The 24751-nt window shown below is 34.1% G+C and carries 18 protein-coding genes and 1 tRNA gene; 15 read left to right on the top strand and 4 right to left on the bottom strand.

What is annotated here, in order from left to right:
* Positions 1 to 64: 64 nt before the first annotated feature.
* Complete coding sequence (locus tag ACXX80_RS06125) at positions 65 to 661, top strand: hypothetical protein (protein ID WP_458552435.1); 597 nt, start codon at positions 65 to 67, stop codon at positions 659 to 661.
* A 581-nt stretch (positions 662 to 1242) separates the two neighbouring features.
* Complete coding sequence (locus tag ACXX80_RS06120; RefSeq protein WP_458554082.1) at positions 1243 to 2805, top strand: recombinase family protein; 1563 nt, start codon at positions 1243 to 1245, stop codon at positions 2803 to 2805.
* Here ACXX80_RS06120 and ACXX80_RS06115 read toward each other — a convergent pair.
* Positions 2759 to 2838 (bottom strand) — tRNA-Leu (locus ACXX80_RS06115). The two genes, ACXX80_RS06120 and ACXX80_RS06115, sit on opposite strands and share 47 nt — an antisense overlap.
* A 289-nt stretch (positions 2839 to 3127) precedes the next feature.
* On the opposite strand from ACXX80_RS06115, the gene ACXX80_RS06110 reads away from it, so the two are divergent.
* The 12 genes from ACXX80_RS06110 to bioB all read left to right on the top strand — a co-directional run bounded on the left by ACXX80_RS06110 (position 3128) and on the right by bioB (position 15132).
* Positions 3128 to 4069, top strand: coding sequence for a ribose-phosphate pyrophosphokinase (locus tag ACXX80_RS06110; RefSeq protein WP_099713818.1), 942 nt, complete (start codon positions 3128 to 3130; stop codon positions 4067 to 4069).
* Positions 4070 to 4175: 106 nt separating this feature from the next.
* A complete protein-coding gene (locus ACXX80_RS06105) occupies positions 4176 to 4787 on the top strand; it encodes a 50S ribosomal protein L25/general stress protein Ctc (RefSeq protein WP_282713338.1) in 612 nt (203 codons plus the stop codon).
* Positions 4788 to 5129: 342 nt separating this feature from the next.
* Positions 5130 to 5909, top strand: a complete 780-nt coding sequence (locus ACXX80_RS06100; RefSeq protein ID WP_458552434.1) for a LuxR C-terminal-related transcriptional regulator — start codon at positions 5130 to 5132, stop codon at positions 5907 to 5909.
* A 238-nt stretch (positions 5910 to 6147) separates the two neighbouring features.
* Positions 6148 to 7353 carry a T9SS type A sorting domain-containing protein gene (locus ACXX80_RS06095; protein ID WP_458552433.1) on the top strand — a complete coding sequence of 402 codons (1206 nt, stop codon included), beginning with the start codon at positions 6148 to 6150 and terminating at the stop codon, positions 7351 to 7353.
* A gap of 56 nt (positions 7354 to 7409) precedes the next feature.
* Positions 7410 to 8159, top strand: coding sequence for a DUF3575 domain-containing protein (locus ACXX80_RS06090; protein ID WP_458552432.1), 750 nt, complete (start codon positions 7410 to 7412; stop codon positions 8157 to 8159).
* Positions 8160 to 8332: 173 nt separating this feature from the next.
* The gene (locus tag ACXX80_RS06085) at positions 8333 to 8533 is read left to right on the top strand and encodes a hypothetical protein (protein ID WP_458552431.1); all 201 of its coding nucleotides are present in this window, start codon (positions 8333 to 8335) and stop codon (positions 8531 to 8533) included.
* A 191-nt stretch (positions 8534 to 8724) separates the two neighbouring features.
* A complete protein-coding gene (locus tag ACXX80_RS06080; RefSeq protein ID WP_458552430.1) occupies positions 8725 to 9135 on the top strand; it encodes a hypothetical protein in 411 nt (136 codons plus the stop codon).
* 230 nt (positions 9136 to 9365) lie between these two features.
* Positions 9366 to 9992 (top strand): aminoacyl-tRNA hydrolase, encoded by a 627-nt coding sequence (pth, locus tag ACXX80_RS06075; RefSeq protein WP_458552429.1) that lies wholly within the window; start codon positions 9366 to 9368, stop codon positions 9990 to 9992.
* A gap of 153 nt (positions 9993 to 10145) precedes the next feature.
* A complete protein-coding gene (locus ACXX80_RS06070) occupies positions 10146 to 12188 on the top strand; it encodes a M43 family zinc metalloprotease (RefSeq protein ID WP_458552428.1) in 2043 nt (680 codons plus the stop codon).
* A gap of 98 nt (positions 12189 to 12286) precedes the next feature.
* Complete coding sequence (locus ACXX80_RS06065; protein WP_458552427.1) at positions 12287 to 13216, top strand: bifunctional riboflavin kinase/FAD synthetase; 930 nt, start codon at positions 12287 to 12289, stop codon at positions 13214 to 13216.
* Positions 13217 to 13333: 117 nt separating this feature from the next.
* Positions 13334 to 13789, top strand: a complete 456-nt coding sequence (locus ACXX80_RS06060) for a hypothetical protein (RefSeq protein WP_458552426.1) — start codon at positions 13334 to 13336, stop codon at positions 13787 to 13789.
* A gap of 257 nt (positions 13790 to 14046) precedes the next feature.
* Positions 14047 to 15132 carry a biotin synthase BioB gene (gene bioB / locus ACXX80_RS06055; protein WP_099713823.1) on the top strand — a complete coding sequence of 362 codons (1086 nt, stop codon included), beginning with the start codon at positions 14047 to 14049 and terminating at the stop codon, positions 15130 to 15132.
* Positions 15133 to 15198: 66 nt separating this feature from the next.
* Here bioB and ACXX80_RS06050 read toward each other — a convergent pair whose 3' ends face one another.
* On the bottom strand, positions 15199 to 19053 hold the full coding sequence (locus ACXX80_RS06050) for a RemA C-terminal-like gliding motility protein (protein ID WP_458552425.1): 3855 nt from the start codon (positions 19051 to 19053) through the stop codon (positions 15199 to 15201).
* 228 nt (positions 19054 to 19281) lie between these two features.
* The gene (locus ACXX80_RS06045) at positions 19282 to 22473 is read right to left on the bottom strand and encodes a RemA C-terminal-like gliding motility protein (protein WP_458552424.1); all 3192 of its coding nucleotides are present in this window, start codon (positions 22471 to 22473) and stop codon (positions 19282 to 19284) included.
* Positions 22474 to 22939: 466 nt separating this feature from the next.
* Between ACXX80_RS06045 and ACXX80_RS06040 the strand changes: the two genes are divergently transcribed.
* Entirely contained in the window at positions 22940 to 23419 is a 480-nt protein-coding gene (locus tag ACXX80_RS06040) for a regulatory protein RecX (protein ID WP_458552423.1), read from the top strand.
* A gap of 15 nt (positions 23420 to 23434) precedes the next feature.
* Here the strand turns inward: ACXX80_RS06040 and ACXX80_RS06035 are convergent, their stop codons facing one another.
* Positions 23435 to 24589 carry a beta-ketoacyl synthase N-terminal-like domain-containing protein gene (locus ACXX80_RS06035; RefSeq protein WP_458552422.1) on the bottom strand — a complete coding sequence of 385 codons (1155 nt, stop codon included), beginning with the start codon at positions 24587 to 24589 and terminating at the stop codon, positions 23435 to 23437.
* Between the last annotated feature and the right edge of the window lie 162 nt (positions 24590 to 24751).

Raw genomic sequence — 24751 nt, 5'->3', positions numbered from 1 at the left:
CTATTTTTAAATGATGTTTTTTACAAAAAAACAAATAATTTAACACTAAATTAAATCAAATTTTATGAAAAAAAATCTATTAATTGCATCGGTAGTTTTATCAACCATGTCAATGTTTATAGGGTGTTCAAGTGATTCAAATGATTCAAATGATTCAAATGACGATGCCAACAATTCCTCAAAATCGTCATTAAGCTTTACACTAAATAATGCACAATACGAGCATGATTCCGCAATTTCTGAAATGTATTGGGAAAAAAGTACTACTACAACTACGAGTGTCAATGAGTTTAAAATAGTCACATCCCCAAAAATAAAAGGAGTTCCTTGTGATTTTTTAGAAATACTTGTTTTGAGAATTAGAACGACTGATAATGTATTAGTTGCAAATAAAACTTACGATTTATACACAGATAACATAGCTGCATATTTACCGCTAAATGACCCAGCTCTCTGCTATAAAGAAGTAAATTTATGGAGCAAAAGTGGAACATCAGGTAAAGTAAAAATAACAAGTTTTGACGGAACGATTTTAAAAGGAGAATTTAGCATAAGTAATTTAACCAATGACAATGGATTACCATTAGGTTACTGTAATGGTACTAAAATAGTAGAGAAAATATTCAATATTACGAATGGTACATTTACTGCAATTCCATAATTTTTTTTAGTACTGATAATAAAGCCACAGGATTCTGTGGCTTTTCTATTTACACACATTTATAATTAAAGATTTTAGTTGCATTATTCGAAATAAATTCGTAACTTCGTAACAAGTTGCTTAAAAAGCTACAAATGATTCTTAAATCAGCTCTTTTTAAACAATTTACTCAGAACCGCATGAGGACAGTTCAAACTGTTTAGACGATAACTTTCAATTCCCACTTTGTATTTCAAAAAGTGGTTTCAGCAAAACACAAAATTTTCAATAGGCATTTATGTCTATTTCGCTATTGGTCTCATTTCGCTCGAAATGGAGATTCTATACGTACAGTTTATCTAAATCAGTTTATGAGACTTATTTAGACATGGTCTTGCTGTGACCAAAAATAAAGAGAATTCCACCGTCAAAATAAAAAATTGGAAAATGACGACTGAGAAACAAAGTGTTAAGTATAACTGAATGCAAAAAAAAATTAAACAAAAAAGGAATAGAATATACTGATAATGAAATAGAAATTATCAGAAACACACTCTACAAATTAGCAGAGGTGTGCCGTAATCAAATTAACAATAAAAAAAATGGAAAACATAAACGTAATAATTTATAGTCGTGTAAGCACTGACGAACAAGCACAAAAAGGATTTAGTCTTGACTACCAAGAACAAACATTGATGAGCCATTGCGAAAGAATGGGATACAATCTAGTTAAGTCATATAGAGAAGACCACTCAGCTAAAAACTTCAAGAGACCCGAATGGACAAACTTGAAAGCATACGCAAAAGCTAACAAGAAAGCAATTCATAAAGTATTATTTGTCAAGTGGGATAGATTCTCACGTAACACAGAACAAGCTTTAACAGTCTTGCGAGAGTTCGATTCAATGGGGATTGAATTGAATGCTACGGAGCAGTATTTAGACATGTCCAATTCGGACAACAAAATGGTACTTTCAATTTATCTAACAGCTGGAGAGGTCGAAAGAGATAAAATTTCAAGTAGAACGATTAGCGGAACATACCAAGCTAAAAAGGAAGGTTATTTTACAGGAAAAGCACCGTACGGATATGATAATTTTCGAGATGAATCCAAAAAATCAACATTGAAGCCAAACCAATTTTCTTTTTTTGTCAAAAAAGCATTTGTTGAGGTCGCAATGAATATTGAATCAGTTGAAACGATTCGCAAGAAACTCAAACAACAAGGAATGAAACTTGAAAAAAGTGCTTTTAGCGAATTGCTTAAAAACGTTGTATATATAGGTAAGATTAAAGTACCTGAATTCAAAAAGGAATCCGCAATGGAGGTAAAAGGCAAACATGAAGCGTTGATAGACTTGGATACATTCAACAAAGTACAAGCTATCTTCAAAGATAAAAGATGGCACGGAACAAAACCAGCACACAAAAACCTAGACTTTCCATTACGTGATTTTCTAACGTGCGAGGTTTGCGGTCACCAAATTACAGGTAGCCACTCAAAGGGCAGAAGCAAGAAATATCCTTACTACCATTGTAGAAATAAGTGTGAAACTAGAGTTTCAGTCGATAAAGCTCATAACAGAATAGGGAGCATTCTTTTCAACTTACAAATAAATGAAAATATTAAAGATTTATTCTCAGATGTTTTAAAGGATTCTGAATCTCAAATAAACGGAGACAGAACCATTCAACTGCAAAACAAAATTGAACTTCAAAAGGTTTTAAAATCCAAAATCGAAGATAGCGAAGACTTACTTTTAAGCAAGGACATCACTAAAGAAAGATTCAATAATATCATTGAACGTATCAACGGACAGCTTAATGAAGTCAATAATGAAATCGAAATACTTAGCAAGAAAACGGATTCAATCAAAACATACGTTGATTCAGGACTAGAGCTACTCTCAAACTTGGATATTATGTTTGCTAATGGCGATTACGAAGAGAAAAGAATAGTAGCGGGTTCAATATTTACGCAAAAGTTGATTTTCGGAAATGATGATTGTCGAACCGCTAAAGTGAATGAGGTTGTTGAGGTTTTGACTAGGAATTGCAAGGGTTCGGAAGGTTATAAAAAAAGAAAAGCCGTCAAAAATGACAGCTTTTCCGTTAATGTACCCGGAGCCGGAGTCGAACCGGCACGGTTTCCCACAGGTGTTTGAGACCAGCGCGTCTACCAATTCCGCCATCCGGGCTTAGCAGACATGAAATAACGACAGTCATTTCAACGCAATAAAAGATGTGATTGTGTTTAAATCAACCATCAATTCCTTTAACACGGTGCAAATGTAAAAAATAATATTAAATGTTCTACTAAAAATACTTAATTTTTTTCTTTCAGAGTTGAATAAATTTTATAAATTTGCACCTCGGTAAAACGAAACACACTAACTAACTACACCCGAGGCAAATACACACATAAGGCTTTATACAAATCACAAAGCCGAACTGTATGGAGCGCAGCGGAATAAAAACAACAAATTAATGTCACACCTAGAACCAGAAGCTAAAATTTTTGCTTGTTCACAAAGTGTCTATCTTGCAGAAAAAATAGCAGAGCAATATGGAATTCCGTTAGGAAAAGTTACCATGTCTAAATACAGCGATGGTGAATTTCAACCTTCTTACGAAGAGTCTATCAGAGGATTACGCGTTTTTATTGTTTGTTCGACTTTTCCAAATGCAGATAATTTGATGGAATTGTTATTAATGATTGACGCTGCAAAACGTGCTTCGGCAAGACATATAACTGCAGTAATTCCTTATTTTGGATGGGCGAGACAAGACAGAAAAGACAAGCCTAGAGTTCCGATAGGAGCAAAATTGACAGCTAAATTATTAGAAAGCGCTGGAGCAACTCGCGTAATGACAATGGATTTGCATGCTGATCAAATTCAAGGATTCTTTGAAAAACCAGTGGATCATCTTTTTGCTTCAACTATCTTTTTACCATATGTAGAAAGTTTAGGTTTAGACAATTTGACTATTGCATCTCCTGATATGGGAGGTTCTAAAAGAGCTTACGCCTATTCTAAATTTTTAAATTCAGATGTGGTTATCTGCTACAAACAGAGAAAAGCTGCTAATGTGATTGACACCATGGAATTAATTGGTGAGGTTAAAGGTAGAAATGTGATTCTTGTAGATGACATGATTGATACCGGAGGCACTTTGGCGAAAGCCGCCGATTTAATGATCGAAAAAGGAGCTTTGAGTGTAAGAGCTATTTGTACCCACGCAATTTTATCTGGTGAGGCATACGAAAAAATAGAAAACTCAAAACTGAGCGAATTAATAGTTACCGATTCTATTCCGTTGAAGAAAGAATCAAACAAAATAAGAGTGTTGAGTTGTGCGCCACTTTTTGCAGAAGTTATGCACATGGTGCACCACAACAATTCCATTAGTGGAAAGTTTATAATGTAATACATTAGTCGTAAAGTCAAATGTCCTAAAGTTATAAAGTCATGCCAATAGCCAAAAACTAAAGGCCAAACAAGTAATATTATTTAATAACTATATTTTTTTTACAATGAAATCGATTACAATTAAAGGATCAGAAAGAGAAAGCGTGGGTAAAGTAGCAACTAAAGCCCTACGTAATGCTGGATTGGTTCCTTGCGTATTATACGGAGGAAATCAGGCAGTTCATTTCTCAGCAGAAGTTATGGCTTTCAAAAACTTGGTTTACACTCCAAACGCTCACACAGTTGAGATCGATCTTGGAAAAGGAAAATCATTTAACGCTATTTTACAAGACATTCAGGTTCACCCAGTGTCTGACAAGATTTTACATATTGACTTCTTTCAAATTTTTGATGACAAAGAAATCACTATGGAAGTTCCTGTAAAAATCGTTGGTAACTCTAAAGGAGTTATGGCAGGTGGAGATTTACGTTTGAACAACCGTAAATTAAAAGTAAAAGCATTACCTAAAAATCTTCCAGATTTCGTTGAAGCTGACATTACACCACTTGACATGGGTAACAAATTATACGTTACTAAAGTACCTACTCCAAACTTCAAAATCATGCACCCAGACAACACAGTTATTTGTCAAGTGAAGATTTCTCGTGCGGCTATGAAAGCAGCTCAAGAAGCAGCAAAAGCAGCAAAAGCTCCTGCAAAAGGAAAGAAAAAATAATATTCTTTCAATCATTCAAGAAAGCATCAGTTGTAAAACTGGTGCTTTTTTTGTTTTATGAAGCACCACTATTGGGAATCTCAAAAACCATTACTCCTGCTATCCACTATATCTTTTGTTCTGATCTCCAGAACAAAAGGCAATTGCGAGAGCAATTGGACATCAGGGCTAACCACGACTAGTCTATTTCCAAAAAACTATTTTAACAACTTAATGCTGATTATAAGCACTTTACAACAAAAAATTATTTATATTTGTTTTTAAACAAAAACCTACAAATACGTTTTAGCCCTAATTCTAACAGGAAATTCACAACCAGATTCATCATAAATTTAAAAAAATATGAAAAAATCTACTACCAATTTTTATTTAACTGCCAAAAAAATATGGGATGTTGCTGTAAAAACAGATTCTGAATATACCGCCGAATTAGAATTACAACTCGAAATGCACAAGCGTTTGCTTAATATTTTTCAGGTGGGAAACTATTATTACTATATTTTTAATGTTTTTCAGGGGACATTTGACTTTATCAGTGAAGAAATAAGGGATATTTTGGAATATGAACCCGAAGCGGAGTACACTACAATAAAAATGGTAGACAATATTCATCCTGACGACAAAATCTATTTTCTAAATTTTGAACAAAAAAGTATTGAATTTTTCAAAACCTTACCGTTTGATAAAATACAAAAATACAAAGCGCAATACGATTATCGGTTAAAAGCAAAAAACAATAAATATGTACGCATCTTGCAACAAATTGTACCCATAGATTACGACGAAACTAACTTTTATCGTACCCTAGGTATTCATACCGATATTTCTCATATCAAAAAAGAAGGAATTCCTTGTTTTTCTATAATTGGCATAGATGGCGAACCCTCTTATTATAACATACAAGACACACTAGTTTTTACCAAATCGTATGATTTATTTACCAAACGAGAAAGAGAAATTTTAAAACATATTGTCGAAGGCAAAAGCAGCAAAACTATAGCCGCCGTTTTAAACATAAGTCTACACACCGTTAACACCCACCGAAAGAATATACTTATCAAGGCAAATTGCAGATCTCCCATTGATCTGGTCGCTAAAATCATAAATGAAGGTTTGATATAACCCCCTAAAAATACCTATTAATAGGTATTTTTTATGTCTATAAGTGACCCTACCTTTGTCTCATCAATAAATGTTAAAATACTGTTTTTTACATATTAAATTTATTTAAAAATAAATAAAAAATAACCTTAAAAGTTAAATATCAAATTTTTATTTAAAAAATTAAATGAAAAACTTTTGAGAAATGGATTGTATGTGAGTTTTCCAGAAATAGACAACAATTAAAAACCAAACAATCATGAAAAAAATTACATTATTGATGCTAATCGTTTTTACGATTGCAGCACATGGACAAAACAAATTAATGTCCAGTCTTGACGAACAATATTACAACGGCATTTGGAATAATAGCAGTGGCTACAATTATGAATACGATAGTAATAACAACCTAATTACAGAAACCCGCCTAGATTGGAATACTATTGGTGCTTGGGAAGTTAAGGAAAAAACAAGTTACACCTATAATGCCAATAATAAAGTTACGGAAGAACTTTATAAATCAGCTTGGAATTCACCTAGCAATACACTCGAAAATTCATATAAAGACACCTACATCTATACTGGCGAAAAACTTACGGAAGCTATATATTATGAATGGATGAGTTCAAATTGGTTAATAGATGGAAAAACGGTCGTAACCTATAATACTAACAATTTACCTAGTGGTTTTTTATGGTATGACTGGGATGGTTCGCAATGGGTAAATGAAGATCGTATAACATTAAGTTATATCGCGAACAATAAACTAACATCAGAGGTAACCGAAGAATGGATTGGTGCACAATGGGTTAATTCATATAGAACATTATATACCTACAATTCTAACAACAAAATGATAACAACCAAAAGTGCAGAATGGGATGACTTCAACACTATATGGGTAGAAAACGGGACAAAAACCGAATACGACTGGGATGCTACGGGCAACAAAACTCGAGAAACAGAGTATTATAAGTATCCCGATGGTAGCCTTGCCCAAAACAAATATGAATATACTTATGATACATTCAACTTAATGTCCAGTTTTGCACATCCATTTAAAGACAAAACAGGACTAGATTATATTTTTGAAGATGTTCCGCATATTAATAAAGTTCAGGGAAATAATAGCTATTCCTATAATCAGTCAACCAGTAGCTATACTCTTAGCAGCAGAACAACCTATAATTATAACAGTTCTATTAACCTGAGTACTGAACAACCAGAAATAGCTAATAATAAAATAACCGTATTCCCAAATCCAGCTAAAAATTTTCTAACCATTCAAAACGCGTCTAACACTGCCATTGACAAAGTAATTGTAACGGATATATCAGGGAAAATAATCCTGCAACAAAACCAAAACACAACTCAAGTCGATGTTGAAAATTTGGCTAAGGGAATGTATCTGTTACAGGCTGTTTCAGAGGACAAAAAACAGCAAATTAAATTTTTGAAGGAGTAAATAACTCCCAAAAACTAACATAATAACCAATAATTACTATCAAAATATTTAATCTTATGAAAACAAAAAAACTTATCCCTGTATTATTGCTACTGTTTTTTATGTCGGCATACTCACAATCACCTATTGATAAAAAAAACATAGTAAAAACAAACCTTACTGCTTATATCTTTCGCAATTACAACTTAACTTATGAAAGATCGCTAACCAGTTGGCTCTCGATTGCTGTTTCTTACGGAAAAATTCCCGAAGGAGAAGTTCCTTTATTAAACAAATTTTTAAAAGAAGACGATAGTGATTACAATTTTAATGAAGCAAAATTCTCCAATACACAAATTACTATTGAACCCCGTTTTTATTTAGGCAAAGGATATGGTCATGGCTTTTATTTAGCTCCCTATTACAGACAATCTAAAGTACAAATGGACAATGTTGTTTACACATTGTATATTGATGATTTTGATGAGAATGCCGTTCCTGTTGCTTTTTCTGGCAAAATGACTGGAAACAGCTTTGGACTTATGTTAGGCAGTCAGTGGTTTCTAGGCAAAAAGAATAACTGGGTTTTAGATTTTTGGATAATTGGAGGACATTATGGTACCAGCGAAGGCAATTTTGATGGAATATCCGACCGAGTTTTGACTCAAGATGAACAAGTTCAACTAAAAGAGTCGCTAGAAGATATTGATCTTTCTGGCGCAAAATTTGAAACTACAATAACAACCAATAATCGCGGAGGAAAAATGGCTCTTACAGGTCCTTGGGCAGGATTGCGATCAGGGTTGTCTTTTGGGTATCGATTTTAGGAACTAAAACATAATATTTATCCAAAAAAAAGGAAAAGCCGAAATCCGCATTTTGAATACTCGGTACTACAACTTATAGAAATGAAAAAAATATTTTTACTTACAATTTTATTATTTCAATTGACTATTTTTCTGGACAAGTAAAAACTGAGAACAAGAAAGGCAATCAAGTTATGGCAACAGGAGATTACAAACCAATTAGGCAAGAACCGCCACCTATAAATAATAATATAAACTATAATGACAGAGCATATCAAAATGAATGTTATAAAAATTATGCATTTACCGTAAAAATTATGAATATAATAAAGATGGAGGGTTTTACTCTTGGGGTGTTGCAGTTAAAAACAACTATTCAAAAGCAGTACAATTAAAATATAAACTAATTATTGGTAATAACAATCCACAAAATGCAACACTAACCTACTAAATTAAACCAAGTGAAATCTATTCAAACGACTTTGAAACTGCCAAAGCGATAATTGAAAACAACAATTCCGACCAATATAAAATTGAAGTCTCTGAAGTTTGTTTTGAAGACCAAGACTGTAACAAAAATGGATATGTGAATTGTAATGCTAAACAAAGTAATTCGTCAGCGGAGAATACAAATAAGGAAATCAAAATAGAACTAGCCTCGAATGTAACACCCATTCCAAATCTTTCTAATACAAATGCAGATTTTCAGGTAGATGCTGAACGAATTAAAAACTTGTTTGTAAATTCAGGTTTTAGCTTTATTAGTTCTAATGTAAATGATAACACAATAAAATTTGAGGAATTTTATCTTTCAAATACAAAAAGTGGTATGTCTCCACGGTATATTAGCAGATTAGAATTTAGTAATATAAAATCTAAAGATGTTTATCTAAAGTTATACAAATTGATGGATTGCAAAAAAATAAGTGATAGAGAATGTTCTCCATTACAATCAAGCGTCACTTATGTATTCATTTGCAGGAAAAAAAATAATTAACTGCCGTCAACAACTAGATGCTTCTTTGCGTGCGCAGCACAAACAATGAAACTCACGTTGAAAGGAACCGAGTGCACCTAACATCAAAACTAATACAAGAGGACATACAGTCCTCTTGTATTTTTTGAAGTAATTCCAATGATTAAAATATTTTCATTTTAGACTTCAACAAAACCCACAAATTTATTCCAGCAAAATCATCAATCAAAAATTAAGTTTACTTTTGCATCATGATGAAATGGCTCAACAGCCTGTTTTCAAAAACAGAAACAGACGACAACACAGCATATATGAAGAAATTTTTAATCGTCGGACTCGGCAATATTGGCGCCGAATATGTCAATACCCGACACAATATTGGTTTTAAAGCAGTTGATTTCCTTGCTAAAAAAGAAGGCCTAAACTTCGAAACCGTGAAACTCGGGGCGCTTGCAGAATATAAGTTTAAAGGAAGGACTTTTCTACTACTAAAGCCCAATACGTATATGAACTTGAGCGGAAAAGCAGTACAGTATTGGATGGAAAAAGAAAAAATTCCACTCGAAAATATTTTTGTAATCACAGATGATTTGAATCTTTCTTTTGGAACCATCCGCATCAGACCGAAAGGAAGTGATGGCGGACACAACGGTTTAAAAAACATCAATCTTGTCTTGAATACGCAAAACTACACTAGATTCCGTTTTGGGATCAGCGACGAATTCAAAAAAGGAAAACAAGTTGACTATGTTCTTGGCGAATGGGATGACGCAGAGAAACTGGCGCTTTCTGAACGATTAGAACTGGCTTCGGAGATTATAAAATCATTTGGAACTGCAGGTTTAGAAAACACTATGACTACATTTAACGGAAAATAAACTCGATACATTACTGACTGTTAATCAAATGGTGTTTGAATTAATTTGTATTAGACAATAATAATAATTAATTTTAATGCTTCTTTATTATTTGTCAGAAAAATTAACACCTCATATCAAAAATTTTTAGATAAAAAACAACAAACTTATAACATGAAAAAAATTACTTTTATACTCCTACTCTCCTTTTTTTTTTCAGTCAATTATTCGTTTGCTCAAGTAAACAATTCAACTGAGGTCGTCCTTTTTGGAAAAAAGAAAACCATCAAAGAAGGTTCTCTAATTCGTTGTGCAACTACAGAATACGAAGAATATTTGAAAACCAAAAACCCAAATAGACTGTCAACTTCCGAATTTGAACAATGGATTACCCCAAAAATTACCATTGAAAAAGAAAATAGAAAAAACACCCCTAAAGGATTAAGACAAAACGCAGTCATAACAATTCCAGTTGTAGTTCACGTTATTCACAATGGAAATATCATAGGTTCCGAGGAAAACATATTTGACCAACAAGTAATCTCGCAAATACAGGTACTAAACGAGGATTTTAGAAAAAAATCAGGGACTCCGGGTTTTAATACCAATCCCGTAGGAGCCGATGTTGAAATTGAATTCGCTTTGGCAAAACGGGATCCATCCGGGATTTCATCAAATGGCATAAACCGTGTAGACTTAGGACAAGAAAGCTGGTCAACTGATGAAATTGATGCCATTGTAAAACCCCAGACACAATGGGATCCTGAAAAATATTTTAACATTTGGGTAGTTAAATTCACGGGAAACAATCTTTTAGGATATGCACAATTTCCAAACGCATCCGGCTTATCGGGAATAACTCCAAATGAAGGACCAGCTAATACCGATGGTGTGGTTATTGGTTATGCCTTTTTTGGCTCATCAAGCTACTTTCCAGGAGGAACATACGGGACCGATTACGACAAAGGCAGAACTGCCTCACACGAAGTAGGACATTGGCTCGGATTAAGACATATTTGGGGAGATGACGCAGGGTGCGACATAGACGATTTTTGTGCAGATACTCCTAATGCAGGAGATAAAAATGAAGGGTGTCCAACAGGTGTTGATTCCTGCCCGACATCTCCAGAGTTAGACATGATTGAAAACTACATGGACTATACGAATGATGCTTGTATGAATATATTTACAGCAGACCAAAAAACTCGTATGACAACCGTTATGAACAATTCCACAAGAAGAGTTTCGTTAAAAACTTCTGATGCGCTTGTTCCAGGAGTCACTTTTGCCAATGATGCCTCGACTATGATTGTAACTCTAAATATTAACTGTAGTAGCAATTTCTCGCCAGTCATAAAAATTACAAATAAAGGAACCTCCCCTTTAACTCAAGCGTTTATACAATATGGCATTGATAATCAAAACTTACAAACTTACAACTGGACTGGTAATCTTGCCAATAATCAATCACAAGACATTACTTTAAGCAGCTTAACAACAACAGTAGGGAATCATAATTTTAGTTCCACCATAATTAGTGTCAATAGCACAACTGATCAAAACACCTCTAATAACAGCAGTACAGTTAATTTTAACATTGAAAACAGTTTAAACTATTCATCCAATACCGTAAACTTCTCACTACAATTAGACCGCTACGGCACAGAAACTACGTGGAAACTAACAAATACAGCTGGAGTCATATTGTACGAAGGCGGACCTTATACTGATACTGCGGTAGCTGGACAACTTCCAGCCCTAATAACGACCAGCTTTAACCTTCCTAGTAACGACTGTTACACTTTTTCGATATTTGACAGTCAAGACGACGGTATTTGTTGTAAATATGGAGCAGGATCTTATGTATTAAATACTCCGTCAGGTGAAGTTATTGCTTCAGGAGATGAGTTTGGAGCTAGTGATACAACTAAGTTCAGCATCAATTCACTATCAACAAATGAGGTTAAAAACTTAAATTCAGTTTATCTCTATCCAAATCCCACGTCTAATCTATTGAACATAGTTGTTGACAACAAATTGGATTTTCCAGAGGCTTACACTATTATCAACAGCTTAGGTCAAATAATAAAATCGAAAAAAATCGAATCACAGCAAGACCTTAGTGTTAATGTTTCCAATTTAACACAGGGTATTTATTTTTTAAAGCTATCGAAAAATCAATCCGAAACAAATACAATTCGGTTTATTAAAAAATAAAAAACATACAATGAGCTAAAAAAGGATTGAAGTTTTCAATCCTTTTTTAGTTATATCGATTGGATACCTTAAATTTGCACCATTATAAAACACTTGCTTTGAAGATTTTCCATTCTATAAACGATTTCAGCTCCACAAAAAAAACGATTCTAACCTTAGGCACTTTTGACGGTGTACATATTGGGCATAAAAAAATCCTAAAAAAAATAACTCAAAATACCGAAAATCAGAAATACGAAAGCTTAGTTCTTACTTTTTTTCCGCATCCCAGAATGGTATTACAGGAACATTCTGATATAAAACTACTCAATACTATAGACGAAAAAATAGATTTGCTCGAAAATATTGGCATTGAAAACCTTGTTATACATCCTTTTGACGAAGCTTTTTCGAGACTAACCGCCGAAGAGTTTGTGAGTGACATTCTTGTTGATCGATTTCATATCCAAAAAATAATTATTGGTCACGATCATCGATTTGGAAGAAATCGAACAGCAAACATCGATGATCTTATCGCTTATGGAAAAGAATATGGTTTTGAAGTAGAGCAAATATCAGTTCAAGAAATCAATGACATTTCGGTAAGTTCTACAAAAATCAGAAGTGCCCTTTTAGAAGGAGATATGGCTTTGGCTAATGATTATTTAGGATATGATTACTTCCTAACCGGAAGTATTGTCAAAGGAAAACAACTAGGAAGAACCATTGGTTTTCCAACGGCCAACCTAAAAACTGAAGAAAATTACAAACTGATTCCTCAAAACGGAGTTTATATTGTAAAAAGTATAATTGATGGAATAACCGTTTTTGGAATGATGAACATTGGTTTCAATCCTACTGTTGACGGACAAAAACAGACTATTGAAATTCATTACTTTGATTTTAATGCTGATTTATACAATCAAAAAATCAGTGTTTCAATATTGCAGAGGATTCGTTCAGAACAAAAGTTTGAATCTGTAGAGCACCTAAAAGAACAACTTGAAAAAGACAAAAAAAAATCACTCAGCTACTTGAATAAATTTTAATTCAGAATAAAAATCTTTTATTTTTTCATAAAATATTGCTATTTTTTCTGTAAATTTGATTAAACTACACTGCTTCTCATATATAAGGTGTAATTTTTAAATTTTAAAACTGGCCATATGAAACTACCGAAAGAATTATTAAACGGATTTATTATTTTCATTGGAGTTGGACTTTATTTCTTATTAATGGAGGCTTTAGGTCTTGCCGATTTATATTATTTACGTCTGATTAATGTGCTGTTTGTATTTTATGGAACCCAAAAAACCTTAAAATCAAATTTTGCCGAAGGTAAAACAATTTTGGTTTCCAATGCTGTTTCAGCATTAATCACATCACTTACAGGTATATTTTTAAGCATCATTGGACTGATAATTTACAGCTACTCAAAAGGTGGTGATGCTTATGTAAGCTCATTATCAAAAACCTTTTTATTTGGCGGAGACCCATCGGTGATGACTTATTCGATTTCATTGTTATTTGAAGGAATCGTATCTGCTGTTATCGTTACATTCATGCTAATGTTATATTGGGATACCCGGTATTCCTCTGACAAACATGGAAGCAAATCTTAAAAAAAATATTATTGGCAAATAATCTTTATAGCACCTCGGTCACAATCAATAAATTCTCACACGCCGTTCAGATGGTAAATACTAAACTGTGAATAACAGAAGAGGAACATTATACATCAAAAATTATGTATAGACTAATCTATGATTTTTATAATGCCATAGCTCAACAAAAATAGTACTTAAATTCCTTTTCAATCGTATTGCGTTGCTTCTTTAGAACAATTTAACTACTTTTGGTGCATCAAAAAATCGCATCGATGAGTATTACAAAACACAATTGGACGAAAGACGAAATTATCGCAATATATAATAAACCTATGATGGATTTGCTTTTTGAAGCAGCTTCTATACATAGAGAACACCATGATCCAAACGTAGTTCAGGTTTCGACCTTATTGTCCATAAAAACTGGGGGGTGTCCTGAGGATTGCGGCTATTGTCCACAAGCAGCCCGTTACCATACTGAAATTGAAGGAAATGATTTAATGTCAGTTAGCCAAGTAAAAGCACAAGCTTTACGTGCAAAATCAAGCGGATCTTCGCGTGTATGTATGGGAGCAGCTTGGAGAAACGTAAAAGACGGCCCTGAATTTGACCAAGTCCTTGAAATGGTTCGTACCATAAACAAACTGGACATGGAAGTGTGCTGTACTCTTGGAATGATTACTGAAAACCAAGCACACCGATTGGCAGAAGCAGGTTTATATGCCTACAACCACAATCTAGATACTTCAGAAGAATACTATAAAGAAGTGATTTCAACACGCGGATTTGAAGACCGCTTGCAAACGATAGAGAATGTTCGTAAAACGAATGTTACCGTTTGTAGCGGAGGAATTATAGGAATGGGAGAAAGCATCGAAGACAGAGCAGGTATGCTTGTAGCACTTTCTACATTAAACCCACAACCAGAATCTGTACCAATAAATGCATTGGTAGCTGTTGAAGGAACTCCAATGGAAGAAGAAAAACCAGTAGAAATCTGGGAAATGATTCGAATGGTAGCCACTACGAGAATCATCATGCCGGAAACTCAAGTGCGTTTATCAGCCGGAAGAATGAATATGAGCCGTGAAGGTCAAGCTATGTGTTTCTTTGCTGGTGCCAATTCTATTTTTGCCGGAGATAAATTGCTTACCACGCCAAATCCTGATGTAAATGAAGACATGAAAATGTTTGAAATGTTAGGTTTAAATCCACAAAAACCATTCACAAAAGTTTCTCAACCACAAACTGTTGAGGCGGAAGATTCTCAATTTGCTCCATTAGGTGAAAAACCAAAATGGTCAAGACCAGGACACACTATCGAGAGAAATCTTGAAGCATCCGGTAAAGAAAAATAAACTTTGCTTTGAACAAATACACAAAACCATCTTGGCTCAAAAGATGGTTTTTTTATGCTATTTTCTTTAAAACATTATTTTCTTGGTAACTGATTGACCATTCTGCAAAAGTATTTTCACCAGCAAGACTTGATGTCCAACAGGAAGATTAAAAACCGAAAAATTAACATCATTTATATCATTTTTTTGATATATTTTTCTTCCTGCCAAATTGTATATAACAATCTCATTTATAAATCCTTTGGTTGAATTAATTTGCAACTGTTTGTTTTTACTTGATACAGAAATTGACTCTTTCTGTTCGGCAAAATCGACTACGGACAAAGTTTTATTTATATAACGCAATAAAAAACGATCATCAAATGTTCCGACAGTTGTATGAAAAGCAAAACTGTCATTTGTTATATCAACAATACTATTAGTCAATTTGTCCTCAATAAAAACATTTTGATCCGCTAGAAGACCATCTGAGTGATCAATTTTAATCTTAAAATCTCCTGCTATCTTAACTTTGTAACCTAATTTTATTTCGTCGGTTTCATTAAATGGCAATGACCTTCCTTGAATTACTAATTTCTTATTTTGATTAATACTATAAAAATCTAAATAATCATTCCCATCAAAACTCTCTCCATCAAAGGAACTATCAAAATCATTAGTGGCGTCAGTTGCATATCCTATCAAAACTTGTTTGAAAGCACCTTCATTATTGTACAAATTCAACCAAATACGGTGTTTGTCAATCACATTTGATTTCAATTTTTTAGTTGTACTTGATTTAAAAAAACTCGCATTTTGCCCAATCACACGCATACTGTTGTTAAAAAAGGTAGTTCCACCACCATTCACACTAGTAACAAAAAAAGCTTGACCAGCCACTATTTTACCATCAGGCATTGTATTATTAATACCCAAATTTGTGGCTTTTGTTCCTGCTCCACCTAATAAATTATAGGAAGCATAATCATTTGATGCATATTCATTATTTGTAATTGGTGTATTATGTGTCCAAAAATATAGTGTCCCATCAATGATTTTTTCATTTAATTTCAAAAAAAGGTTCGCATCAATGGCAGATGGGTAAGGGTTCCCTATGAGATTTGAAGTATCTGTTATACTTATAGGAACTGAGACAATCCCATTATTAGGAATGCCTGAAAAAACCCCTCCATAAATAGCTGGAACAGTTGTTGAAAAACTTTGAGGGCCTCTTATGATATATCCTTTACCGGACTCCATTACGTTAGTTGGTGATTCATTGCTCCATGAATCAGAAGCTGCATTAAAAGAAAAAAACTTATCTGACAATGTATCAGGAGAGACATCAACCAATCTTTGGCCAGAAACTGGAGAAGACCAATAGGTATAATCAAATTTGACTATTGGAGTTGTTTCGCGTTTATAGACAACTAGTCCAGTATTTGTTATTTGATCCTCAGATTGAAAAAGTGAGGCATTATTTTCCAAAATTAATGTTCCTAAACCCGAATAATCAAAAACTAAACCCAACGTATTTCCATTTGGAACACCAACACTAATTCCTGAACTGATAGAACATGAACAAGCATTCACAGAATTTAAAACAGGATAATTCCCATTGAAAACAATTCTTTTTTCTGAAGAAGGCAAACCATTATTCCAAATTAAACCATCCCAAACAGTAGTATCCAAACACAAAAGTAACCGAGCAACCCGATGTTTTGCCACACCCGAAACAGAGTTGAAATTGCCTGCAATCATCACTTTATTGTCCGGAGTAAAACACATGCTATACAGCGGACTATTTAAATCCGCCGAGAAAGTTTCATCAAAAGCACCAGCAGGCAAAAGTCGAATCATTCGCTTTACAGACGTTCCGTTATAAGCTCCAGAGAAAGTTCCTCCTACCAAAATCCGTTTGTCAGGCTGAATTAAAATAGCTCTGATATCTCCGTTACTAAAGCCAGTTCCAGTAGCAAAACCCGTATCTAAACTTCCATCAGAATTCAATCTCAGCATTCGTTTTGTAGCAGATCCATTATAATTTAAAAAAGAACCTCCTATTACTAACTTTCCGTCTGATTGCTTCTCTATACAATACACATTTTTATCAAAACCCAATCCTGTAACAAATCCTGCATCAATGCTTCCATCAGTATTCAAACGAATCATTCGATTATAAGAAACACCATTAAAAGTAGCAAAACGTCCCCCTAAAACTATTTTTCCATCCGGCTGCAACAAAACCGCTTCTACTATAGCATCTGCTCCTATGCCTGTATTGAAAGTGAGATCAAGAATTCCATTGGGTAATAACCGGGCAATTCTATTTACTAAAACCCCATTATAACTTGTGAAATTTCCAGCAATAATTATTTTTCCATCTGACTGTAATGCGAGTGCATAAATTTGATTATTTGAACCTAATCCGGTGATAAATGTTGGGTCTAAAAGCCCGTCAGGAAGAATTCTGGTAATTCTGTTTACAATTACACCATTGTACGTTGTAAAAGCTCCTGCTAAAACCATTTTATTATCCGTTTGTATAATTGCACTTCTAATAATATTATTTGCGCCAGCACCAGACATATTAAATGAAGAATCAATAGAACCATCCTCAGACAAACGTGAAATTCTGTTACAAATAGTTCCGTTGAACTTAGTAAAATTGCCAAATGCCATTGTTTTGTTATCTGATAAGGAAAGCACCTTCAAAACTGAATTATCAAAACCTACTCCAGCAGTAAGATACCCAATATCTAAAGCTCCAAAAGGGTCAACTTTAGCTAGTCGTCCTTGATTTTGTGAATCAAAAATGGAAAAAGAGCCTCCAACATACCAAGAACCATCGGATGCATTTGCAACATCCAGAACTGATGCAGAAAATGGGCCTGCACCAATATCAAATATTGGGTCTAAAACTCCATTAGAGCTCAAACACGTTAACCGATTTACATCTACTCCGTCATAAGTTCCTGTAAAAGAGCCTCCAACCATAATAGCTCCAACCGAATTTAGTTTAATAACCTCAACGACACCAGTATTAAATCCTAAACCTGAAACAAAACTGGCATCAACAGAACCATCTATATTTAGGCGAACTATTTTATTTGCTGTAATTCCGTTATAGGTTACAAAATTCCCACCTGCAATAATTTTCCCATCAGGTTGTAAAGCAAGAGCTGACACACTAGCACTAAAACCCGAGCCACTAACAAATGAAGCATCGGAACTCCCATCCGCATTTAATCTAATTATCTTACTATTATTAATTGCATTGAAAGAATCAAATGAACCTGCTAAAATTATCTTGCCATCAGGCTGAAGTTGGACTTCTTCTACTAATCCATTAGCAGCTAATCCTGTGATAAAGCCAGCATCTAAATTCCCGTTAGGTAAAATCCGGGCTACTCGATTAGCTGTAATTCCGTTGTATTTCGTGAAGCTGCCTACAATAACCACGCTTCCATTAGTTTGTAAAGCTAGTCCATACACTATTCCACTACTAGCAGCTACTGATGTATTGAATGTAGTATCAATGGAGCCATCACTATTCAATCGAATTAATCGGTTTGCACTTATTCCATTAAAGGTTGTAAAAGAACCTCCTAAAATAATCTTGCCGTCAGATTGTATTAAAGAACAGTACACTCTACCATTAAAACTTGTGCCTAGATTAAAGGAAGTATCTTTAGACCCGTCTTGAAACAACCTACATAAATACGGTGTTACTGCGCCGATAAAATTAAAATAATCACCTCCTACAATCAATTTACCATCTGTTTGCAAAGAGACCGTTCTGACTGTATTATCAAAACCATCACCTTGCAAACCATCATCGTAAACATTAAATGTCGCATCTGATTTCCCTTGTTGAGAATAAGCTTTATTTTGAAACAAAAGACCAAATACTATAGCAAAGTAAACTAATATTGTTTTCAAATTTAGATTGGATTTAGGCTGCTATTATGAATTGTAATACCACTCATAATTTCAACTTTGATTAATAGCATCTATAAATGTAAAGACAATGATTAATCTACACAATACCCACATTTAGTGATATTTAGCCTAAATCAAAAAATATTTTTGTTTTATTCCAGCAAAAAATCCCATCCTGAACAAACAGAGTGGGATTTTTAATAAGGACTGTGAAATTATTCTATTGTTCTAATAAATAACTTTTTTAGTGATTACTTTTCCATTGGTTAATATTACTTTGACTACTACTAATTGTTTATTTAAAGTAATATTTGATGTACGGAATTCATTACTATTTACGGCTTCTTTATCAAAGATTTTTCTTCCAAGTAAATCAAAAACTGTGATGCGTTTTATACTTTCGAGTTCCGATTTTATTTTTAGTTCATTTTTATCTTTAGAAATTAAAACCTGATTTTCTGTTTTATCAAAGTCATCGGTTCCCAAAGTTCTATCTTTATAACGCAATACAAAACGATCGTTGAAAGACCCTGCTGTTGTTGAAAAATTATATGCTCCTTCTTTAAGGTTTTTAATTGTATTGGTCGTTTTATCTTCAATAAAAACATCTTCAGAGGTTAGTACTCCATCCACTTGATCAATACTTATTGAAAAAGCACCTTCAATAGTTGAACTATAGCCCAATGCTACCTCATCATTTTGATCAAATGGCAATGCTCTTCCTTGTATTGTCAAATTTTTATTATCATTGATGCTATAAAAATCTATAAACTCATTTCCATCAAAACTCTGCCCATCAAAAGCCTTATCTAATCCATTAGTAGCATTTGTAACATAACCAAGCAAAGTTTGTTTGAAAGCTCCTTGTGTGTTAGTCAAATTAAGCCAAATACGGTGTTTCTCTACTGAGTTAGTTTCTTTTGATTTTGTACTACTTGTCTTGAAAAACTGAGAATTATTCTGTCCTGAAGCACCACCAGACACGCGCATACCATTGTTGAATACCGCTGTACCAGCAGCTATACCTGTTGCAAAAAAAGCTTGTCCTGCTGCAATTTTCCCCGATGGAGTTACCCCTCCCAAGTAAGCGGGTAATGTTGCAGTACCTCCAACACCGTTATAAGAAGCATAGTCATTTGAAGTATAATTATAGATTGCATCACCAGGAATAGCATTACTTGGCGGTGTGTTATGTGTCCAAAAATAAAGAGTCCCATCTAAAATTAAATTATTCGCCGCTAAAAACAAGTCAGCATCTATAGCCGAAGGATATGGATTCCCAATAAGATTTGATGACTGAGAAACTAAAAACGGTATTGCAATTCCAATAGGACCGTTATTTGGACGCCCCTTAAAAATAGCTACGTGGTATCCAGATGGCGGATTTGGTGAAGGGAAAAACTGAGGACCTCGAATAATGTAACCTTTTCCAACATCCATTGGATTAGCCGTACTCTCTTGTTGCCAAGTATCTGTACTTGCATTAAAGGAAAAAAACTTATCAAAAAATGTATTAGGAGATACATCGAATAGTATCTGATTAAAAACAGGAGAAGACCAATACGTATAGTCAAACTTATTAATTAAAGTGGTCCTGCGTTTGTATACTATATTCCCAACGTTAGATGGACTATAATTTTCCTGAACCAAACTTGCATTGTTTTCAAAAGTCAAAACTGCTCCTACTGCTACCTCAACATCATTAGTAACAAACAATGTCCTGTTTTCACTAATTGTAACTGCTGAAGACCCTGACACTAAACAAGAGCAAGCTACTAAATCTACATCTTGATTAAAATTACCCATAAAAATAATTCTTTGTTTAAGTGTACTTGATGGTGTCGATGCCGTAGACCACGCACTTCCATTCCATGTATTATCTACAGTACTTATTGTCACAGTAGCTACTCGTGGAGTAGATGTACCGCAACCATTTGTAGCCGTAACCTGAAGGTTTCCAGAAGTAGCTCCAGCGCTAAAAGCCACCGAAACTGACAATCCATTAGCAGCAGGAGTAATCGTCCATCCTGCTGAACCAGTAGTAGTCCAATTGTAACTTACTGCGTTAGGCACCGCAGCAATACTATACCTTGCTGTAGAAGAACGGCATTGACTTACATCCCCTGTAATTGCTCCTGGAGTCGCAGGAGTTGTAACATTATTTGTAGCACCAACAGTAAAAGGAGTTGTTCTTGAACACCCTTGATTAACTGTAATATTTAAATTATATACCCCAGGTCTAAGTCCTGTTAAAGACTTACTTGTTGAAGGAGTAAAACCTGCTACACTAGATGTCCAATTGTATGTACTTTGATCTACCCAAAGAGGCAATGTTACTCCATTAAAAACTCCATTACTAGGAGCGGGTGTTGTACTACTTATTGGAGCGACATTTGTTCCTGAACCTTCAGTAAAATTATATCCAGCCAACAATCCTACTTGTTTAGAATTATATAGTGTAAACCCCGAAGCCAAACCTTTTATTTCATCAATAGATAGCGCTCTACTCCAAAAACCCACATTTGAAATCTCACCAATAAAACCAATACCACCAACATCTAAAACCCCCCAACCTATTTTTGTTGAATAGGTTGTGTTATTACCGTAATTTGATGTTGTCCTATTTACAGATCCAACTTCATTTCCATCAACATAAAGCTTTAAAGATGTACCATTCCCCACAGCTGCAATATGATGCCAAGCGTTATCACTTGGATAATTTGCTAATGGAGATGTAACAGTCCCACCTCCAGCAGTATAACACAATAAATTATCACCCTCAAAGCCAAACTCAACAACATCGTTTTGCCCAAATAATGACATTCTGTTTCTATACTTGGTTTTATCAAATTTTATCCAGCCTTCTGCTGAAAACCGGCTTCTATTAGATAATAATCTGCCACCCAAATCAACGTGAGGATCTTCTGGTGTTGCAGCTGTTGTTGTCTTCACACCATTAAACACTAAAGATGATGGATAAAATTGATTCGTAATAGCTATACTACCATTAGAATCATTCGGACAAGAGGCATTAGTTATGTTTGCCGTAGGGATGGCTGGAACTTTATAAAACAAAACACTTGTATTTGGATTTTGTAAAGTAGCTGGACAACCATTACTTGCGGTTACCGAAACCAATGTAAATGGTGTTGTTTGAGTAAGTACATCATTGATAACGATATCAGAATTGCTTGTGTAATTAAGAACCGTAGTCTGTACATTTGTTATTTCATTTCTATAAACTACTGTAAAAGGACTTACCCCACCAGATATTACAACATTCAATTTGCTTGTTCCAGGAGAACCTATATTGCAAGATGAACTTGTACTTGTGATTGAAGCTGTATAAATAACACATTGTCCAAAAGACGGTAGCATCAGAAAAAAGAAAAAGATTGTGCTGAGTATTTTTTTATTCATAAGGCATTGTTATGAGAGGTTAATCTTATTTTATATTTGGGTTTAATATTTCAGATAATATAAATTTTAGCAATATAACATCATGTTTTAAATTAAAAACAAATTAGTCGATGTAATACTTGTTTTAACGATTAAAGACGCAACAAATCAACATTAGTAATACCTTATGAAAGGAACCAAGAAATTAGCTTTGTTTAAAAAATAAATATTAAATTTTGATAAAAAAAATGCTGATGAATAACAGTAAAACGATTTTAAATTTGTTTTAACTTAATCTTATTTACAAAAAATTTTAAGGTTTAGATTTTAGATCTAGTTATTAAATTCTGTTTTTTAACAATTTATACTCTAATCACATCCATATTATCTATCGTTTCACAGATAAAGTTCCTTTTAACAAAAACTGTTACACTAGGTTATTAGTTGCTATTGTTGCATTTTTGCTCTTTCATTAAAAATCTTAATCATGAAAGATGTTTTTTCTGTAAAAGAGGCTATTCATAAACTAGAGCATTATTGCGCCTATCAAGAACGCTGTCACGAAGAAGTAGTTCAGAAGTTACGAAGCATGAAAATGGACTCTGATGAAATTGACGCTATTTTAGTACATCTTATCAGTGATAATTTTCTGAATGAAAGTCGTTTTGCTTGCAGTTTCGCAAGAGGAAAACACCGCATCAAGTTTTGGGGAAAAATCAGAATTGTAAATGAATTGAAATTTCGAAAAATCACGCAGTACAATATTAATTTGGCACTAAAAGAAATCACTACAGAGGAATATTTATCCACTTTTCATACCGTCTCAGAAAGAAATTGGGAATCCATTCAAGAAAAAAATGTGCTAAAAAAACGTAAAAAATGCTGTGATTATTTATTACGCAAGGGATTCGAGAGCAATTTAGTTTATGAAAAAATTAAAGAGCTGGAGAATTTACAAGAAGAATAAAATAATCACAAAAAATTACAAACTCAAAAGCAAGCTCACTGCGTTTCCACCAAAACCTACTGCATTAATCAGTACTTTTTTTATAGGTTTTATTTGTTTTTGTGCTTCCGCAAAAGGAACTCCAATAAACCGATTATGCTGCATCATCAATATAGCGAGTTCCATACTCAATATTCCCGATGCTCCAAAAGTGTGTCCAATTTTCCATTTATTGGTAGTCAATAAAGGCAGGCTTTCGCCAAAGATCTTTTCTATCGCTTTATATTCTGTCAAATCACCTTTTATGGTTCCCGGTGCATGCATCACAATGACATCAACTTCGGACAAATCAGTATTTTGCAACGCCATTTTCATTGATTTTTGGAAACAAGTCGCTTCCGCCGAAATAGAAATATTATGCTCCAGAATCTCCGTAGCATAACCAATTCCTTCAATGTAAGCTAATGCGTTTTCTTTTTTTCCTATTTCGAGACAACATACGCCGGCACCTTCACCAAGAATCATGGTGTTTTGGCTTTTTTCCAAATCAAGCGCCCGATTCGGATATACTTCTGTACTGTTCGAATAAATTTTCAAAGCCCGCATTTGGGCAATTGTAAAATCAGTTAAAGGCGCTTCACTACCACCAACAAGAAATTTATCGGCCATTCCGCCTCGAAGCCACGCCACGCCGTTTAACACGGCATGTAAAGCAGTAGAACAAGTTATAGAATGTGAGATTTCAGGGCCAGAACTTTGTAAATCATGGGCAACCCAAGAAGAAATATTTCCCAAAGTCGTCGTTGGAGAAGCTAAAGTTTGTGCTTTCCCAGTTTTTAAATACTCCTGATAGTGTTTTTCGAATAAATCTGTTGCGCCACGAGACGAACCAATGTTAATCCCAAAAATATCTTTTTGTGTCCAACCCGCATTTTGCATCGCTTTTCGCGAAGCTGCCATCGCATACAAAACCGACTTGTCTAAAGACTTATATTTGTTATCTGAATTTTGTAGAGCATCAATAACTTCTTTTGAATCATTGTCCAACTTAGCAACGAAAGTTTTCTTACTGTCTAAAACATGTTCGGTAAAACAATGGTCTTCCTCGAGATAGTTTTCCCAAATTATTTTTGAGTCAGTACCCAATGGAGAAATGGAAGCTATGGCGGTTATGGAGATTGTTGTTGACAAGATATTTTATTTTCCGCAAAGGTCGCAAAGTTTTTCGTGAAATTAGCACACGGATGACACGGATTTTAGCGGCCAAAAACGGATTTTTTTAATCTGTGGAAACCCGTTAAAATCCGTAAAACCTGTGGCCAAAAAATGCCACGCGGATGATACTAATCTAAA

It is taken from the genome of Flavobacterium sp. GNP002 (genome assembly GCF_054343795.1).
The sequence above is the reverse complement of the archived record's forward strand: the minus strand, read 5'-3'. Positions and strand labels throughout refer to the sequence as shown.

What these genes read in the sequence shown, in the direction of transcription:
- ACXX80_RS06045 (WP_458552424.1), bottom strand. Translation starts at nt 22,473, where the DNA reads ATGAATAAAAAAATACTCAGCACAATCTTTTTCTTTTTTCTGATGCTA.
- ACXX80_RS06120 (WP_458554082.1), top strand. Translation starts at nt 1,243, where the DNA reads ATGGAAAACATAAACGTAATAATTTATAGTCGTGTAAGCACTGACGAA.
- ACXX80_RS06060 (WP_458552426.1), top strand. Translation starts at nt 13,334, where the DNA reads ATGAAACTACCGAAAGAATTATTAAACGGATTTATTATTTTCATTGGA.
- ACXX80_RS06105 (WP_282713338.1), top strand. Translation starts at nt 4,176, where the DNA reads ATGAAATCGATTACAATTAAAGGATCAGAAAGAGAAAGCGTGGGTAAA.
- ACXX80_RS06100 (WP_458552434.1), top strand. Translation starts at nt 5,130, where the DNA reads ATGAAAAAATCTACTACCAATTTTTATTTAACTGCCAAAAAAATATGG.
- bioB (WP_099713823.1), top strand. Translation starts at nt 14,047, where the DNA reads ATGAGTATTACAAAACACAATTGGACGAAAGACGAAATTATCGCAATA.
- ACXX80_RS06090 (WP_458552432.1), top strand. Translation starts at nt 7,410, where the DNA reads ATGAAAACAAAAAAACTTATCCCTGTATTATTGCTACTGTTTTTTATG.
- ACXX80_RS06040 (WP_458552423.1), top strand. Translation starts at nt 22,940, where the DNA reads ATGAAAGATGTTTTTTCTGTAAAAGAGGCTATTCATAAACTAGAGCAT.
- ACXX80_RS06095 (WP_458552433.1), top strand. Translation starts at nt 6,148, where the DNA reads ATGAAAAAAATTACATTATTGATGCTAATCGTTTTTACGATTGCAGCA.
- ACXX80_RS06085 (WP_458552431.1), top strand. Translation starts at nt 8,333, where the DNA reads ATGGCAACAGGAGATTACAAACCAATTAGGCAAGAACCGCCACCTATA.
- ACXX80_RS06070 (WP_458552428.1), top strand. Translation starts at nt 10,146, where the DNA reads ATGAAAAAAATTACTTTTATACTCCTACTCTCCTTTTTTTTTTCAGTC.
- pth (WP_458552429.1), top strand. Translation starts at nt 9,366, where the DNA reads ATGATGAAATGGCTCAACAGCCTGTTTTCAAAAACAGAAACAGACGAC.
- ACXX80_RS06110 (WP_099713818.1), top strand. Translation starts at nt 3,128, where the DNA reads ATGTCACACCTAGAACCAGAAGCTAAAATTTTTGCTTGTTCACAAAGT.
- ACXX80_RS06125 (WP_458552435.1), top strand. Translation starts at nt 65, where the DNA reads ATGAAAAAAAATCTATTAATTGCATCGGTAGTTTTATCAACCATGTCA.